This window comes from Dysosmobacter sp., from assembly GCF_034093755.1.
In the GTDB taxonomy this organism is placed as follows: domain Bacteria; phylum Bacillota; class Clostridia; order Oscillospirales; family Oscillospiraceae; genus Oscillibacter.
Window position 1 is genome coordinate 1 of record NZ_JAXEBZ010000003.1, and the last position, 16226, is coordinate 16226.

Annotated in this window: 14 protein-coding genes; 2 read left to right on the plus strand and 12 right to left on the minus strand. The window is 66.2% G+C overall.

Going from position 1 to position 16226, the window contains the following annotated elements; all coding sequences use genetic code 11:
• Positions 1-247 precede the first annotated feature (247 nt).
• Both miaB and SOX55_RS00175 read left to right on the plus strand, forming a co-directional pair.
• Positions 248-1663 (plus strand): tRNA (N6-isopentenyl adenosine(37)-C2)-methylthiotransferase MiaB, encoded by a 1416-nt coding sequence (miaB, locus tag SOX55_RS00170; RefSeq protein ID WP_325285407.1) that lies wholly within the window; start codon positions 248-250, stop codon positions 1661-1663.
• A gap of 12 nt (positions 1664-1675) precedes the next feature.
• Positions 1676-2500, plus strand: coding sequence for an MBL fold metallo-hydrolase (locus tag SOX55_RS00175; protein ID WP_325285408.1), 825 nt, complete (start codon positions 1676-1678; stop codon positions 2498-2500).
• 974 nt (positions 2501-3474) lie between these two features.
• On the opposite strand, the gene SOX55_RS00180 is transcribed toward SOX55_RS00175, so the two are convergent.
• From SOX55_RS00180 to mutS, 12 genes are all read right to left on the minus strand, one after another.
• On the minus strand, positions 3475-4353 hold the full coding sequence (locus SOX55_RS00180; RefSeq protein WP_325285409.1) for an HAD family hydrolase: 879 nt from the start codon (positions 4351-4353) through the stop codon (positions 3475-3477).
• 57 nt (positions 4354-4410) lie between these two features.
• Positions 4411-5109: a DivIVA domain-containing protein gene (locus SOX55_RS00185; RefSeq protein ID WP_325285410.1), complete on the minus strand. Its 699-nt coding sequence runs from the start codon at positions 5107-5109 to the stop codon at positions 4411-4413.
• A gap of 19 nt (positions 5110-5128) precedes the next feature.
• Positions 5129-5572: a cell division protein SepF gene (locus SOX55_RS00190; protein WP_325285411.1), complete on the minus strand. Its 444-nt coding sequence runs from the start codon at positions 5570-5572 to the stop codon at positions 5129-5131.
• Positions 5573-5607: 35 nt separating this feature from the next.
• Entirely contained in the window at positions 5608-6300 is a 693-nt protein-coding gene (locus SOX55_RS00195; protein ID WP_325285412.1) for a YggS family pyridoxal phosphate-dependent enzyme, read from the minus strand.
• 54 nt (positions 6301-6354) lie between these two features.
• Complete coding sequence (locus SOX55_RS00200; RefSeq protein WP_325285413.1) at positions 6355-7569, minus strand: HlyD family efflux transporter periplasmic adaptor subunit; 1215 nt, start codon at positions 7567-7569, stop codon at positions 6355-6357.
• Positions 7570-7623: 54 nt separating this feature from the next.
• Positions 7624-7848: an RNA chaperone Hfq gene (gene hfq, locus SOX55_RS00205; RefSeq protein ID WP_325285414.1), complete on the minus strand. Its 225-nt coding sequence runs from the start codon at positions 7846-7848 to the stop codon at positions 7624-7626.
• Positions 7849-7903: 55 nt separating this feature from the next.
• Positions 7904-8845 carry a tRNA (adenosine(37)-N6)-dimethylallyltransferase MiaA gene (miaA, locus tag SOX55_RS00210; protein ID WP_325285415.1) on the minus strand — a complete coding sequence of 314 codons (942 nt, stop codon included), beginning with the start codon at positions 8843-8845 and terminating at the stop codon, positions 7904-7906.
• Between the two features lie 34 nt (positions 8846-8879).
• Positions 8880-9467 (minus strand): NAD(P)H-dependent oxidoreductase, encoded by a 588-nt coding sequence (locus SOX55_RS00215; protein WP_325285416.1) that lies wholly within the window; start codon positions 9465-9467, stop codon positions 8880-8882.
• Between the two features lie 65 nt (positions 9468-9532).
• Positions 9533-11530, minus strand: coding sequence for a DNA mismatch repair endonuclease MutL (mutL, locus tag SOX55_RS00220; protein ID WP_325285417.1), 1998 nt, complete (start codon positions 11528-11530; stop codon positions 9533-9535).
• A 17-nt stretch (positions 11531-11547) separates the two neighbouring features.
• Positions 11548-12039 carry a hypothetical protein gene (locus tag SOX55_RS00225; RefSeq protein WP_325285418.1) on the minus strand — a complete coding sequence of 164 codons (492 nt, stop codon included), beginning with the start codon at positions 12037-12039 and terminating at the stop codon, positions 11548-11550.
• A gap of 14 nt (positions 12040-12053) precedes the next feature.
• Positions 12054-12761, minus strand: a complete 708-nt coding sequence (locus tag SOX55_RS00230) for a CPBP family intramembrane glutamic endopeptidase (protein WP_325285419.1) — start codon at positions 12759-12761, stop codon at positions 12054-12056.
• Between the two features lie 21 nt (positions 12762-12782).
• Positions 12783-15386: a DNA mismatch repair protein MutS gene (gene mutS, locus SOX55_RS00235; protein WP_325285420.1), complete on the minus strand. Its 2604-nt coding sequence runs from the start codon at positions 15384-15386 to the stop codon at positions 12783-12785.
• Between the last annotated feature and the right edge of the window lie 840 nt (positions 15387-16226).

The window sequence follows — 16226 nt, forward strand, 5'->3', positions numbered from 1 at the left end:
CATGTCCTGTGTTATACTCTTGCTCATGAAGGATATGGCCCCCTTTCGTTAAGTTGTGGTGTGGTAACTCAACTTTAACCGATAAGGCCCTATCCTTCATCCTTTTTATTTACTTGTCCAACATGTATTGTAATCCTACAAAAACCGGACGGCTTGTGGGCCGTCCGATCTTGTACTTTTCGCCCTTTTATGCTATAATCAATCAATTCAGAACGCAACAATTTTCATCCTTCGGAGGAATCGACACTTGGAACGGAAAGACGTACTGGTCTCCGCCGCGGACCTGGACCGCCAGCGGGACTTTGAAGCAAGCATCAGGGCCATGTTCGCCGCCCGGGAGGCCCATCCCCTGGCCTGCGTGGACACCTTCGGCTGCCAGCAGAACGTGGCGGACGGCCAGATGCTCCAGGGTATGCTGGAGGCCATGGGCTTCGGCTTCACCGATGACCCCAAGGAGGCGGACGTGGTGATTCTCAACACCTGCGCCGTCCGGGAGCACGCGGAGGACCGGGTGTTCGGCAATCTGGGCGCCCTGACCCACACGAAAAAGGCCAACCCGGAGCAGGTCATCTGCCTGTGCGGCTGCATGGCCCAGGAGCCCCGGGTGTCGGAGCGGGTGAAGCGGTCCTATCCCCATGTGAACCTGGTGTTCGGCCCCCATGCCCTGTGGAAGTTCCCGGAGCTTCTGTGGCAGGTGTACGAGAAGCGCAGGCGGGTATTCTCCGTGGCCGACGAGCACGGCTCCATTGCCGAGGGCCTGCCCATCCGCCGGGAGGGGGACATCAAGGCGTGGGTCTCCATCATGTACGGCTGCAACAACTTCTGCTCCTACTGCATCGTCCCCTACGTCCGGGGCCGGGAGCGGAGCCGGGACCCCCAGCGGGTGCTGGAGGAGGTCCGGGCGCTGGTGGCCGCCGGATACAAGGACATCACCCTGCTGGGCCAGAACGTCAACTCCTACGGCAGCGATCTGGACCTGAACTATGACTTCGCGGACCTGCTGGCGGACATTGACAAAATCCCCGGCGAGTACCTCATCCGCTTCATGTCCAGCCACCCCAAGGACGCCACGAAAAAGCTCTTCGACACCATGGCCCGCTGCCCCCACGTGGCAAAGCAGCTGCACCTGCCGGTGCAGTCCGGCAATGACCGGGTGCTGAAAGAAATGAACCGCCGCTACACCCGGGCGCAGTATCTGGAGCTGGTGAACTACGCCAAGTCCGTCATGCCCGGCCTGGTGCTGACCAGCGACGTGATCATCGGCTTCCCCGGCGAGACGGAGGCGGAGGCCATGGACACCGTGTCGTTGGTGGAGGAGGTGGGCTATGACGCCCTGTTCACCTTCATCTACTCCCCCCGCCCCGGCACGAAGGCGGCGTCCATGCCGGACCCCGCCGGCCGGGAGGAGAAGCAGAAGTGGTTTGACCGGCTGCTGGAGGTCCAGAACGCCATGTCCGCCAGGCTCCACGCCGGATACATCGGCAAAACGGTGCGGGTGCTGGTGGATGGCCCCTCCGACGATCCGGAGTATCCCCTGGCCTCCCGGACGGAGGGCAACCGCCTGGTGCGGCTGAAGGGCGGGGAGGACCTGCTGGGCCGGTTCGTGGATGTGAAGATTACCGGCAGCAACACCTGGGCACTGTACGGCGAGGCTGCCGACTGAGGAGGAAACGCCATGAAAATGACTGTACTGATGGAAAACACGGCCTGCGCCCCGGAGCTGCGGTGCGCCCACGGCCTGAGCCTGTATTTTGAGACGCCGAAGCACAAAATTCTGTTTGACGCCGGCCCCAACGGCGACATGGCGGCCAACGCGGATGCGCTGGGCGTGGATTTGTCCCAGGTGGACATCGCCGTGCTGTCCCACGGCCACAGCGACCACAGCGACGGCCTGCCGGCGTTTTTCGCCCGGAACGACCGGGCGAAGGTGTATGTCCGCCCCGCCGTCTGGGAGGGCTACTACGCCTGCCGGCCCACCGGCACCGGCTACATCGGCCTGGACCCGGCGCTGGAGGCATACCGGGACCGGTTTGTGGCGGTGGAGGGTGTGTACGCCATTGACGAGGAGCTGACCCTGTTCCCGGCGGCGGGGGATTTTCCCACCGCCGACACCGACACCCGGCTGCGGTGGAAGAACCCGGCGGGGGACCTGGTGCCCGACACCTTCGGCCACGAGCAGGACCTGCTGATCTCCGCGGAGGGAAAGACGGTGCTGGTGGCGGGCTGCGCCCACCGGGGCATCGTGAACATCTGCCACACGGCGGAGCGCCTGACGGGCCGCGCCGCGGACGCGGTGGTGGGCGGATTCCACCTGTTCCAGCTGGACCCGGAGAAAGAGAGCTCCGGAAAGCTGCTGCAGTCCATCGGCCGGGCGCTGCTGCCGGGGGAGACGGTGTACTATACCGGCCACTGCACCGGGGAGTACGCCTTCGGCGCCCTGCGGGACATTCTGGGGGATCGCCTGCGGGGGATTTCCACCGGAATGGAGATTGATTTGTGACGAAGGTCACGGCTTTGCACCCGCCCGGGTGCGGGGGTGCCGGCTTTGCCGGCGGGATTGCAAACCACCGTCGCGGCAGTACGATTCCCGGCCCCGTTGGGGCCGCCAATCGTGCCGCTTCCTCGAAACAGGCTCGCTGTTTCCGCCGCTGGCGGCGCTTCGCCTGTTTCCCCCATTTTCTTTGGGTCTTGCCCAAAGAAAACGGGCCGTGCACGGTCCAAAAGAAAGGCGCCTTTTCGCCTTTGTACACAAAGGCTGACGGGAGATTCCTCAGACACTGCCGACCAGGTCCGGAAATCTTCTGCCGGCTGCGCTATACACAGCACAAATTCGATACTGCTCCGCCGCAAGTCGCGGGAGTGCGGTGGTAGTCGGGGTGGAAAACCGAAAGGACTGTCCTTCTTTTCCCGCGCGTTCCGCTTCCCCGCAAGGGGGACGCGACATCCGTAAGGCGGCAAAGCCGCCAACGGCTGTCCAGTCGCTACGCGCATACCCGGGTTGTAAACGTCCACTGCCGCAGTAGGGCGTAGCGGAGCGGAACGCCCGGGGCCAACACGCAGGGGCCTTTCGGTTCTGCACCCCGTTGACCAACCAGGCCCCAATTTGCGGCGGAGCAGTATCGGTTTAGGTACAATGCGTAGCGCAGCCGGCAGGAGACCCGCAAGTTTCCACCGCAGGGTCTGAGAAGACTCCCGGTCTGACCTTTGCGGAGCAAAGGTCACGCCCAGCGCCTTTTTCTTCCACCGTGCACGGCGCAGAAGGTGAATTGCCGCGAAGCGGCAAGAGAAGCCCCTCTGGAGGGTTCTTTTTCGGCAAGACGAAAAAGAATGGGGGTGCATCCCCACCGGGGTCCCGGTGTTTTCCGTACCGAAATCGGTGCATCATCCCCCGGCAATGGCCGGAAAGCCCGCAGCCTTCGCTGCGCTCCCCCGGCGCCCGGTGATCACCGGCCCCCCCGCGCCGGGCAGGCGCCATCAGAACAGACTGGCCTGATTTGGCAGCTCCCCCCGCCCGATGGCCCGCTTCTGCCGGGCATTCTCCTCCCACAGCCGGTCGGAGATGGCCATGCGGCAGATGATATCCCGCACCGTCTGGTCCAGGGCGGTGCCGGGGCGGTAGTCCGCCGGGAACATATAGTCCACCCGGCCCTTGGCCAGCAGGTCCTCCACGCCGGTGCGGTTCCCCTCCTGATACACCGCGATGGCCTGGCCGCCGTAGGCCCGCATCATCTTCATGCAGGGCACGTCGGAGAGGCCGTCCCCCACGTAGATCATGTTGGTGAAGGGCACCCGCTTGCTGTCATCGGGCATGGAGTCATTGAGGGTCTTGTCATCGGACACGTCCAGCACGCCCTTGTTGATGCGGTAGACAAACTGGGTCTTGGCGGTGAAGTTCACCGCCAGCTTGGGCCACACCGGGCGGCCCGTCTCGTCATAATAGAACTCGCTGGCGTAGATCTCTTTGAACTCCCCGCTGATGGCGGAGCCTTCGATGATCTCCCGCAGGCCGGAGGAGATGATGTAGTGCTCCACCGTCACCCCCTGGGTGTCGCCGAAGGCGTTGATGCGGCCGAACCACTCCTCCACGCCGGGGTAGAGCACCACGCCCCGCCCCTGCTCCACCAGACTCCGGCGGGTGATGGGCCGGCTGCGCCGCTCCGCCTCCCGGAGCATGGTATACATATACGCCAGGATGCCGTCCATTCGGTTGGACTGGCCGAAGCCGTTGGCCTCCGCCCAGAACTCCCCCGGCGTCATGCCCAGGGAGGGGATGAAGGCGTAGTTCTGCATATCCGTGGTGCAGAGGGTCTTGTCAAAATCGTAGAGAATGGCGACGACGGGACGGTTTTCCATAATTGACCTCCGAATACGCAGAAAGCGGCCTTTTCAGGCCGCTTTCTGGTCATGTTCTCATTCGCTGGAGTAGTTGCGGCCGAATTTCAGGTCCTTCAGGTCGATGCGGCGGGTGGGCTCATCCACGCTCTCCGTCTCAAAGGGGTTGCCCTCGGGATAGTCGGGCGCGGGCTCCTCCCCGCTCCCGGCCGCTTCCGCCGCCGCGTCGTCCTCCGCCTCCATGGCGGCAAACACGCTCTGCTCGATCTCCTCCGCCGCCGCGGCCTCCTGGGCCGCAGGCTCCGGGGCGGGGGCCGCCGTCTCCACCGGCAGCTCCGGCAGCTGCTCCAGCAGCGCCAGCTCCTGGTTGCAGACCTCCCGGACAGAGGCGATGAAGCTCCGCAGGTCCTGGCGGCCGGCTTTCAGCCGCTCCTGGGTGGCGGTCACCTCCGCCTGCATGGCGCCGATCTTCTGGCGGGCGTCAGCCTCCGCCTGGGCCATCAGCGCCTCCCGCTTGGCCTCCGCCTCCTTGACGATGGAGTCCGCCATGCGCTGGGCGGTGAGCAGCGTGGCCCGCATGGAGTCCTCGGTGGCGCGGTAGTCGTCCACCTTCTCCACCAGCACCTTCAGCTTGGCCTTCAGGGCCGCGTTTTCCTTGTACAGCGCCGTATAATCGTCCGTCAGCTCATCCAGAAACTCGTCCACGGCGGTCATGTTGTACCCGCCGAAGGGCGCCCGGGTGAAGGCGTGACTGGAAACTTCCTGTGGTGTCAGCATGGTTCAATACTCCCCCCGCTCAAAAATAAAGGCCGTTGTTTTCCAGCTCGTCAATGAGATCGCCCTCAATGTCCACGTGATAGGGCGTGATGATGTAGGTGTTGGCAGCCACCTTCTTGATCTTCCCCTCGCCGGCGTAGGCCACGCCGGACAGGAAGTCCACCAGGCGGCGGGCCACGTCCTTGTTGGTGGACTCCAGGTTGATGACCACCGTCCGCTTGTCCTTCAGATGGTCGGCGATCTCGGAGGCGTTTTCAAACCGCTCCGGCTTCACCAGCACCACCTTCAGCTGGGTGGTGGCGTGGATGTTCACCACCTTGTTCCGCCGGTCCTCGCTCCGTTCCCGGGCGCGGCGGTCCTCAAAGGCCGGCTCCTTGCGGGCCGGTTCCTCAAAATCGTCGTAATCCTCGTCCTCTTCCTCGTAGGGATGGGTCCATTTTTTCAGTTCGTCCAGAATGCTCATGAAAGCCTCCCACCGGGCCGCGCCCGTAATCTTTCTCAGCCGTAGTTCCGCGCGCCGAAGATGGCGGTGCCCACGCGGACCATGGTGGCGCCGCAGCGGATGGCCTCCGCGAAATCGCCGCTCATGCCCATGGACAGGTATTTGAATTCATTATGGAACAATTTCCTGTTGATGTCAACATAGAGGTCCCGCACTTTTTCGAAATACGGCACATTTCCGCCGCTTTCCGTCTCCACGGGGGGGATGGTCATCAGCCCCTGCACCCGGATGTGGGGATGGGTCAGGGCGGCCTCCGCCGCGGCCTCCAGCGCCTCCGGGGCAAAGCCGCTCTTGCTCTCCTCGCCGCCGATGTTCACCTCCAGCAGCACGGACTGCACCAGCTCCAGCTTCGCCGCCCACTTTTCAATCTCCTCCAGCAGCTCCAGGGAGCCTACGGACTGGATCAGGTCCACCTTTCCCACGATCTGGCGGACCTTGTTGCGCTGCAGGTGGCCGATGAAGTGCAGCGGCGCTCCCGCGTAGGCGTCCTCGGCGTACTTGGCCAGCAGCTCCTGCACCCGGTTCTCCCCCAGGGCGTCGATGCCGCCGGCCACGGCCTCCTTGCAGGCCGCCGCGTCGTTCATTTTGCTGGCGCCCACCAGCAAAATCTCCCCGGGGTCCCGGCCCGCGGCGCGGGCGGCCTCCGCCATCTGCTGCCGGACGGTCTGAATGTTCTGTGCGATGGACATGGCGATGCTTCCTTTCTGTCTGTGCCGGCGGACACGCCGCCGTCGGGTGTTCGGTTATTCCACAATCATGCCGTCATACAGCTCCCGGGCGGTGACCAGCACTTCGTCCCCTGCCCGGAGGACGGTCTTTCCGCTCTCCGTCTCCAGCGGCTTCACCAGGGCGTAGCCGCTCTCGTCGGTGTACAGCACCTCCACCGGCTTGAACCGGGCGTTCATGCCCACCACGCAGTACACGCCGGCGGCGCCGTCCTCCATCACCCGCAGAGCGTTGGAGGGAACCCGGATGCCCGAAATGGAGTCGGTGATCACGTCGGCGCTCTGGCGGCGCAGCAGCGTCAGCTCCGACAGGTACTGCCGGCTGGAGAACACCGCCACCACGCGGCCCCCCTGCTCCTCACTGACGGACCGGACCTTCACCTGCAGGTCCCGGCCGCTGCCCTTCACGAACCGCAGCGTCACCGTTTTGCCCACGGTGAGCCGCTGGGCGGCCGCCGCGTCCATGGAGGCGGCGTAGTACCAGGTGTCCCCGGTGATGAGGCGGCCCAGCTGGGAGGTCTCCCCGTCGGCTTCAAAGCGGTTGATGGTGTCGGGGGTCAGGGTGTCCAGCACGGCGGGGGTGAGGACGCCCTCATAGCCGTCGGTGACGGCGGACCAGACACCGGACACCGGCGCCGTTACGGCGCGGGTGGTGGCGGCGGACTGGGATTTCAGGGCGGAGAGCTGGCTCTCCAGCTGCTGCAGCGCGGCGTCCAGATCGCCGCTGTCGGTGTAGGTATAGTCCCGCTTCAGCACCAGGCTCCGCAGCTGGCTCATGTGGTCTTCGGCGTCGGAGAGCTGGTCGGCGGCCACGTCGCCGCGGAAGTCCAGAATCTGCCGGAGAATCTGGGTGTCCAGCTTCAGCCCCGCCTCGCTGCTGAGGGCGGCGTCCCGGGCGTAGTGCAGCTGGTCGATGCGGGTCTGGAGGGCGTCCAGGTCGCTCTGGCGCTGCAGCGACGCTTCGTCGGCGTACACCACCGCCAGTTTGCCGCCCTTGGCCACCTTCTCCCCCTCGGACCGGGTCAGCCGCAGCAGTCCCGTGGTGTCGTCCGGCAGCACCTGCTCCTCCCGGATCACCCAGCCGGACACGGCGGCGCTCTCCTCCTGCTGATAGGCGTAGGCCAGCACCGTGGTATAGGGGGCGTCCAGATAGCGGTAGCCCTGCAGGCCGAAATAGGCCAGCACCGTCAGGCAGACGGCGGCCATCAGCAGTTTGGTTCCCAATGATTTCATGAAAAAACTCCTTGTGTACCGGGCTTGTCCCTTTTCCGCGGCGGGCAGCGGCCTTTACCCGGCGGTCAGGTCCACGTTCCGGGTGGGCGCGATGGTCGAGATCGCATGCTTGTAAATCACCTGCTGGCGGCCGTCGGAATCCAGCACCACCACAAAGGCGTCGAAGCCGGTAATGGTGCCCCGCAGCTGGAAGCCGTTCATCAGAAACATGGTGACCGGGACCCGGTCCCGGCGGGCCTTTGTGAGAAAAATGTCCTGCAAATTCGCTTTTGTCTGCATAGCTGTCCGCTCCTTCTTTCTGTTTCGGAGCGGAGGTTGCAGGTCCGCTCCGGCTTCAGCATAAGCCTTCCGCGGACAGGATTTCCGTCGAAAACTGGAGGGCGCGGGCAAAATCCCGTTCTTTTTCCCACCAGAACCAATGGATGTCCGGATTTCGCCGCAGCCACGTCAGCTGCCGCTTGGCGTACTGCCGGGAGCGGAGCTTCACCTCCGCGATGGCCTCCGCCTCGCTGCGCTCCCCGGTGAGCACCCCCAGAAACTCCTTGTAGCCGATGGCCTGCAGCGCCGTGGCCGTGGGCGGAATGCCGGAGGTCAGCAGGGTCCGGACCTCCTCCAGGAGGCCCTCCTCCACCATTTTGTCCACCCGCAGGTCAATGAGCCGGCGCATGTCCTCCCGGTCCCGGAACTGAAAGCCCAGATACACCGCGTCATACCGGGGCGGGACGGCCTTCGTCTCGGCGTTGTGTTGGGAGATGGTCTTTCCCGTCTCCCGCCACACCTCCAGCGCCCGGAGGATTCGCTTGGTGTCGGCGGGGTGGAGCTTCCGGGCGCTGTCCGGGTCCACCCGGCGCAGCTCCGCCAGCAGGGGTTCCATGCCCCCCGCCTCCAGCTCCCGCTGCAGCCGCGCCCGCACCTCGCCGCCGGCGCAGCCGCCGGCAAAGCCGTGGCCACGGATCACCGCGTCCAGCCACAGCCCGGTGCCGCCCACCAGAACGGGCAGCTTTCCCCGGGCCAGAATACCGTCGATGACGGCGGTGGCCTCAGCGGCGTAGCGGGCGGCGGACCACTGCTCCGCCGGGTCCGCCACGGCGATCATGTGGTGGGGGATGTTTTCCATCTCCTCCGGCGTGGGGGCGGCGGTGCCGATGGTCATGCCCCGGTAAATCTGCATGGAGTCCACGGACACCACTTCCCCGCCGCATTTCCGGGCCAGCAGAACCCCCATTTTCGTTTTTCCCGTGGCGGTGGGACCCACCACGCAAAGGACCTTCGCCATGGCGGTCCCCCCTTTCCCCGGAACGGGCAGATTCTCAGAAAGCTTTGGCCAGCTCCCGGGCCTTGTCGCAGGCCGCCGCCATGATGATCTCGCTCTTCTCCGGCTCAATGTCCAGGCCGTAGGCGTCCACATGGAAGAACTCCCGGATGCCGAAGCGCTCGCTCAGCTGCCGCCAGTACTCCACGCCCAGGTTCCCCTCCGACTCCGGGCCGCCGCTGACGTTCAGATAGGCCAGCTTGGTGGCCATGCAGTCGCCCTTGCACTGGCCGTTTTCATAGTGGTAGGTCACTTCCCGGACGCAGATGTACTCAATGTAAATCCGCAGCATGGCGGGGAAGGTCAGGTCCCGGAGGGGCGCGCCGATGACGATGCGGTCCGCCCGCTTGAACTGGCGGGCCAGCTTGAAAATGGGAGAATCAAAGGCCTTCACGCTCCGCAGGCGGTTGCGGTCGTCGGTGCTGAACTGGTCGAAAGGCTCCAGGCCCATGCGCTGCAGGTTCACCACCTCAATCTCCTCGCCGGGATGGGTTTTGCGGTAGGTCTCCAGAAACGCCTCGCACAGGGCATGGCTGCGGGAGTCGTCTCCCCGGTAGCTGATACAGCAGTCAACAAAAAGCAACATCGTATACTCCTCCTTTATATGGGTGGGGTTTGTCGGACGGGCGGCCCGCCCGGGGATCACATGTCTCAGGCCCGCTTGAACAGCTTCTCCAGCTCGTAGCGGGACAGCTTCGCCGCCACGGGGCGGCCGTGGGGGCAGTAGCGGATTTCGCCGGACTGGACCCGGTCCACCAGGGTCCGCAGCTCCCGCTGGTCGGAGTGCATTCCCGCCTTGATGGCGGACTTGCAGGCTATGGTGTGGAGCAGCTGCTCCCGCCGCTCCGCCGGGGAGCGGCCCGTCCGCAGCTTTTCGGCGAATTCCTCCAGCGTGGCGGTGACGTCCGCCGCATCCACGTCCGCCGGGATGCGGCGCACCAGCACCGTGTCGCCGCCGAAGTCCTCGCAGCCGAAGCCCAGCTCCTCCAGCAGCGGCAGGTTTTCCAGCAGCAGCGCCGTGTCCTCCCGGCCCAGCTGGACGGCGGCGGGAATCAGCAGCTGCTGGCTCATGGGCGGCTCCGCCGCGGCCATCAGGCGGTCAAAATTCACCCGCTCGTGGGCGGCATGCTTGTCGATGAGCCACACGTCGCCGCCCTCCGACTCGCAGACAATGTAGGTGTTCAGCACCTCGCCGGCGATGCGCCAGGGGGTCTCCCCCGCCGGCTCCAGGGTCTGCTGCGCCGGCTCCTCCCGCATCTCCGGGATGGCGGGGACGAAGGGGCGCTTCGGCTTCTCCTCCGTTTTCGGGACGGCGGGACCCGCCGGAGGCTCCGCCGCGGGGGCGGACTTCACCGGGGCAGGCGCTGCCGCCGCCGCGGGCTTCGGGGCGGAAGTGAGCTTTGCCGCCGGAGTTTCCGGCGCCGGAGCGGGCTTTGCCGGCGGGGTGTATCTGGTCTGATAGACCGGGGCGCTGCCGCCGGCGTCCGCCACCTTGGCGGTGCTCCGCCACTCCGTGTCCCACGCCGGGCGGCGGGGGGCGGCGGGGCGGCTGTTCTCCGCCGCCTTCTGGCGGAAGGAGGCCGCGTCCATGGTCCGGAAAAAGTCCCCCCGGGGGTTCACGGTCTCCGCCGCGGGGCGCACCGCCGGCTGCACGGGGCCGCCGGTGTCGTTGAGGGCGTCCAGCACGGTGTGGTACACCGCGTCAAACACCTCCCGCTCCCGGGCGAACTTCACCTGGGTCTTGGCGGGGTGGACGTTCACGTCCACCGCCTCCACCGGCATGGTGACGGCCACCACGCAGCCGGGGAACTTCCCCTTCATCAGCTGGTTGCGGTAGCTCTCCTCCAGGGCGGCGGTCAGCAGCTGGGACTTGATGAACCGGCCGTTGACGAAGAAAATCTGCATGCCCCGGGAGCCCCGGCACAGCAGCGGCCGGGTGACAAAGCCGGAGACGGCGATGTCGCCGCCCCGTCCCGCCACCGGCAGAAGGCTTTTGGCGAAGTCCCGGCCCAGGGCGGCGTACACGGCGGACTCCAGCTTCCCGTCGCCGGGGGTGTGGAGGGCCTCGGCGCCGTCCTTGATGAATTTGAAGGACACGTCCGGGTGGGACAGGGACAGATGCTGCATCAGGCCATTGACGGCGGCGGTTTCCGCGCTGTCCTTTTTCATGAATTTTAACCGGGCGGGGGTGTTGTAAAACAGGTCCTGCACCCGGATGGTGGTGCCCTCCGGCACGCCTGCCGGCACCACCTCCCCGGGAACGCCCCCCTCCAGGTGGAGGGACGCCCCCGCGTCGGCCCCGGTCTGGCGGGTGTCGATGTCCAGCCGGGAGACGGCGGAGATGGCGGCCAGGGCCTCCCCCCGGAAGCCCAGGGTGCCGATGGCGGCCAGGTCCCGCTCCGAGCGGAGCTTGGAGGTGGCGTGGCGCAAAAAGGCGGTGGGCAGCTCCTCCGGCGCGATGCCGCAGCCGTTGTCCGTCACCCGGATGAGGCCCATGCCGCCCCGGCGGATCTCCACCACCACGGCGGAGGCGCCGGCGTCAATGGCGTTTTCCACCAGCTCCTTCACCACGCTGGCGGGACGCTCCACCACCTCGCCGGCGGCGATCAGGTCCGCCACGTGGCCGGGCAGCTGTGCAATGTGTGGCATATGCGTATTCCTCCTGTTCAGCTCTCCGGCCAATTGCGGCCATAGCCCAGAGCCACCACCAGCTTCCGCAGCAGCGCGGCGGAGGTCTCCGCCGGGCTTCCCTCGGTAAGGCTCCGCAGCAGCTCGTTTTTGCCGTCCGTCTCAATATTCACCGTCCAGCCGGGGACGGAAAAGCCCAGAGAGTCCCGGTTGGGCCAGCAGTGGACGTTGCGGATGGCGCCGCGGGGGATGGTTTTCCCGTTCAGCGTCAGGGCGTCCTCCGTCACGGTCCACGTCACGGTGCGCTCCGTCTCCCGCTGGGGCAGCAGGGTGACAAACAGCCGGTAGGCGCAGCGCATCAGCACATAGGCGGCGACGGCAAGCAGGGCGCCCCGGGTAAGGCCCTCCAGGGGCACCAGGGCGGCCATGGGCACCAGGATGGCCAGCGTCACGGCAAAGGACGCCAGCCACACCAGGGCGGTGCGCTTCCAGCCGCCCTCCGCCTTCAGAATCAGTTTTCCGGTGGTCATTGCGCCATCTCCTTTCAGCCCGTCCACAGGCACAGGGCGTTGGCGGCGGCGTGGACCGCCGCGGCGGACCACAGCGACCCGGACCGCTCATAGGTCCGGCACAGCACCGCCCCCGGCACCAGATACTGCAGCAGCCGGGCCAGCGCCAGCGGCGACAGCCCCGCCGACGCCAGCTGCCACACCTGGCTCAGGGCGAACAGGCAGCAGGAGGCGGCGTAGGCGATCCAGCGGCTCTTTCCCCGCAGCCCGCCGAACACCAGCCCCCGGAACAGCGTCTCCTCCGCGATGGGCACCACCAGCACCGCGATGAGAAAGGTGGTGCGGGGGGCGTCCGGCACCGGGGCGGCGATGAGGGTGTCGTTCAGGTTGGCAAGGCCCCCCACCAGCAGCCGGCCCAGCCGGCACACCAGCTCATTGAGGCCGTACAGCGCCACCAGGCCCGTCAGCGCCGCCTCGCAGGCGACGCCCAGATTGTCCGCGAAATTCCGGGAGGTGCGGCTCAGGAAGCGGTGGAAAATCACCGCCACCGCCGCCAGCAGCGCGTAGTAGTACACCGCGCTCCGCAGCGCCGGGGAGAGATTGGCCCCCGTCAGCCGCTCCGCCAGGTCGAACAGCGGCTCCCGCACCGCCGGCAGCACCAGCAGGTACAGCGCCAGCAGCACGGTGCCCGCGATCTGCTCCCCCGGCGTCAGGTATTCTCCGCCGCTTTTTTTCTTGGCCATGATCTGTCTCCTTCAACTCTCTCAGGAAAGCTTCTGTTTCAGCTCGTACAGCAGCTGCATCGCCTCAATGGGCGTCAGGGTGTCCGGCTGGCAGCGGCGCAGCGCCTCCAGCACCTCCCCCTCCCCCACGGCGGTGAGGGACACCTGGTCCTCCTCCGCCGGGGCGGGGGCCGCCGGGCGGCCGCTCTCCGCCTCCAGCTCCGTCAGAATCTGCCGGGCGCGGCTCAGCACCTTCGGCGGCAGGCCCGCCAGCTTGGCTACCTCGATGCCGTAGCTGCGGTCGGCGCCGCCGGGCAGAATCTTCCGCAGGAAGATGATGTCCTCCCCCCGGGTCTTGACGGCAATGCTGTAGTTCACGGCGCCGGGGAGGGTGTTCTCCAGCTCCGTCAGTTCGTGGTAGTGGGTGGCGAACAGGGTCTTGGCCCCCAGCAGCCGGCCGTCGGCGCAGTACTCCACCACCGCCCGGGCGATGGACATGCCGTCAAAGGTGGAGGTGCCCCGGCCGATCTCGTCCAGAATCAGCAGGCTGTCCCTGGTGGCGTGGCGCAGGATGTCCGACACCTCGCTCATCTCCACCATGAAGGTGGACTGGCCGGCAGACAGGTCGTCGCTGGCGCCGATGCGGGTGAAGATGCGGTCCACCACGCCGATGCGGGCGGAGGCGGCCGGCACGAAGGACCCGATCTGGGCCATCAGCACAATGAGGGCCACCTGGCGCATGTAGGTGGACTTGCCCGCCATGTTGGGGCCGGTGATGATGGCCACCCGGTTCTCCTTCTCCCCCATGAACGTATCGTTGGGGACGAACAGGGAGTCCTTGAGCATCTGCTCCACCACCGGGTGGCGGCCGCCGTGAATCTCAATGGCGCCGGACTCGTCCATGTCGGGCCGGCAGTAGTTGTTCCGCACCGCCACGGCGGCAAAGGAGCACAGGGCGTCGGTCTCCGCCACCACGGCGGCGGCGGTCTGCACCCGCTGGGCCTGCTGGGCGATGTGCTCCCGCAGCTGGGTAAACAGCTGGTATTCCAGGGCCACCACCCGCTCGGAGGCGGTGAGGATGGAGTTTTCCAGCTCCTTCAGCTCCTGGGTGATGTACCGCTCGCCGTTCACCAGGGTCTGCTTGCGGATGTAGGTGTCCGGCACCTGGTCCGTGAAGGCCTTGGACACCTCGATATAATAGCCGAACACCTTGTTGTAGCCGATTTTCAGGGTGCGGATGCCGGTGCGTTCCTTCTCCCGGGCCTCCATCTCGGCGATGATGCCCTTGCCGCCGGTGAGGATGTGGCGCAGGCGGTCCACCTCGTCGCTGCAGCCCTCCCGGATGAAGCCCCCCTCCCGCACGGAGAAGGGCGGGTCGTCGCAGATTGTGTCGGCAATGGCGGAGCCGATGTCCTCCAGGGTGTCCAGCTCCTCCGCCAGCTCCTTCAGCCGCCGGTCCGGCAGGGCGGACAGCTGCTCTTTGATGGCGGGCAGCTTCTCGATGGCCCCCCGGAGGCTCACCAGGTCCCGGCCGCCGGCGGTGCCGTAGACAATGCGGCCGATGAGCCGCTCCATGTCCCCCAGCCCCGTCATGGCAGCGATCAGCTCCTCCCGGCGGATGGTGTCCTCCACCAGCGCCGCCACGGCGCTGTTCCGCCGGACGATGGCGGTGACGCTCAGCAGCGGCCGCTCCAGCCAGGACCGGAGCATCCGCCCGCCCATGGGGGTGCGGGTGCGGTCCAGCACCCACAGCAGGCTTCCCTTCTTCTCCCGGCGCTGCAGCGTCTCCGTCAGCTCCAGGTTCCGCCGGGCCGCCAGGTCCAGCTCCATGAACCGGCCCTGCTCATAGTAGTCCAGATCATTGATATAGGAGAGATCCGTTTTCTGAGTCTCGTAGAGGTAATCCAGCAGTCCCCCCAGGGCCATGGCCGCAGCGGGGTTTCCGGCGGGCAGGCGCGCGAAGGCCTCGTCGCCGTACTGGGCGCGGATGTTCTTCTCCGCCGCCGCAAGCTGGAAGCGCCGCTCCCCGCCGTTTTCCACCCGGCAGTGGAGCCGCTCCCGCAGCAGCGTCAGCAGCGTCTCCTCCGCGAAGGCGCCGCTGCTGAGCACCGCCTCCGCCGGGGAAAAGCGGCCCAGTTCGTTGATCACGTGCTCCAGCCGGTCCCGGCCGGTGAAGGCGGTGGCGTGGGTGCGGCCGGTGGAGATGTCGCAGAAGCTGACGCCGGCGCAGCGGGAATCCAGATAGATGCCGCAGAGGAAGTTGCTGTTCTTGTCCTCCAGGCAGGCGGCGTCGATGACGGTGCCGGGGGTCACCACCCGGATGATGTCCCGCTTCACCAGCCCCTTGGCGGCGGCGGGATCCTCCATCTGCTCGCAGATGGCCACCTTATAGCCCTTGGCGATGAGCCGGGCGATGTAGGCGTCGCTGGCGTGGTAGGGGATGCCGCACATGGGGATGCGGTCCTCCGGGTCCTTGTCCTTGGCCTTGTCCCGGCTGGTGAGGGTCAGGTCCAGCTCCCGGGACGCGGTTCTGGCGTCGTCGGCGAACATCTCGTAAAAGTCGCCCAGGCGGAAAAACAGGATGGAGTCCGGGTTGTCCTTTTTGATTTCCAGATACTGCTTCATCATGGGGGTCAGTTCCGCCATGAAGTCACCTCGTTGTCTTTCTGTCGGTATGGTTGATCGCAACATGGGGCCGCGGCGGCCCTGTGAGTGCCGGCTTTGCCGGCGGAATTGCGCCGGTTCCGGCGCGGGGGATGCGCCCGTCCGGGCGCCGGGAGTGCGATGAAGATCGCGGGCTTTGCACCGGTCCCGGTGCGGCGGTCGCGGGTTCCCCGCGGGGGATGCGCCCCCACTTTTCTTTTGAAGCGTCAAAAGAAAAGTCGCCGCGCCCGGTGGAAAAGAAAAACGCTAAGCGTGACCTTTGCTCCGCAAAGGTCAGACCGGGGGTCTCCTCAATCGGCCGGGCGGAAACTTTCAGCCTCTGCCGGTTGCGGAGTACCTGTTGCTGTTTGGCAGCTTTCCACCGCAAGTCGCGGGAGTCTGGCAGTTGTTATGGTGGAAGACCGAAAGGACTGTCCTTCTCTTCCCGCGCGTTACGCGCATACCCGAACAGTAGCGGAGAGCAGCGAAACGGAGCGCCCCATCAACCACCCCGGCAGGGCGTAGCGGAGCGGAACGCCCGGGGCCAACACGCAGGGGCCTTTCGGCCCTGCACCCCGTTGACCACCCAAGCCCTGACTTGCGGCGGAGCAGTTCCAAATCCGCACAATGTCCGGCGCAGCCGGCTGAAGACTCCCGGGTCTGGTCGGTACCGTCTGAGGACTCTCCCGTCAGCCTTTGTGTACAAAGGCGAACAAAGCGCTTTTCTTTTGGACCGTGCACGGCCCGTTTTAATTGGGCAAGACCCCAAGGAAATGGGGGGTTCAAAGCCTGTGAGCATCAGCGCACTCCCGGCACCCGGACCGGTGCATCCCCACCGGGGTG

Bases quoted from the DNA above. Each gene is read 5' to 3' on its own strand.
- SOX55_RS00230 (WP_325285419.1), bottom strand. From the start codon at position 12,761: ATGGCCAAGAAAAAAAGCGGCGGAGAATACCTGACGCCGGGGGAGCAG.
- SOX55_RS00200 (WP_325285413.1), bottom strand. From the start codon at position 7,569: ATGAAATCATTGGGAACCAAACTGCTGATGGCCGCCGTCTGCCTGACG.
- mutL (WP_325285417.1), bottom strand. From the start codon at position 11,530: ATGCCACACATTGCACAGCTGCCCGGCCACGTGGCGGACCTGATCGCC.
- SOX55_RS00190 (WP_325285411.1), bottom strand. From the start codon at position 5,572: ATGAGCATTCTGGACGAACTGAAAAAATGGACCCATCCCTACGAGGAA.
- mutS (WP_325285420.1), bottom strand. From the start codon at position 15,386: ATGGCGGAACTGACCCCCATGATGAAGCAGTATCTGGAAATCAAAAAG.
- SOX55_RS00185 (WP_325285410.1), bottom strand. From the start codon at position 5,109: ATGCTGACACCACAGGAAGTTTCCAGTCACGCCTTCACCCGGGCGCCC.
- SOX55_RS00215 (WP_325285416.1), bottom strand. From the start codon at position 9,467: ATGTTGCTTTTTGTTGACTGCTGTATCAGCTACCGGGGAGACGACTCC.
- SOX55_RS00225 (WP_325285418.1), bottom strand. From the start codon at position 12,039: ATGACCACCGGAAAACTGATTCTGAAGGCGGAGGGCGGCTGGAAGCGC.
- SOX55_RS00180 (WP_325285409.1), bottom strand. From the start codon at position 4,353: ATGGAAAACCGTCCCGTCGTCGCCATTCTCTACGATTTTGACAAGACC.
- SOX55_RS00195 (WP_325285412.1), bottom strand. From the start codon at position 6,300: ATGTCCATCGCACAGAACATTCAGACCGTCCGGCAGCAGATGGCGGAG.
- SOX55_RS00175 (WP_325285408.1), top strand. From the start codon at position 1,676: ATGAAAATGACTGTACTGATGGAAAACACGGCCTGCGCCCCGGAGCTG.
- hfq (WP_325285414.1), bottom strand. From the start codon at position 7,848: ATGCAGACAAAAGCGAATTTGCAGGACATTTTTCTCACAAAGGCCCGC.
- miaA (WP_325285415.1), bottom strand. From the start codon at position 8,845: ATGGCGAAGGTCCTTTGCGTGGTGGGTCCCACCGCCACGGGAAAAACG.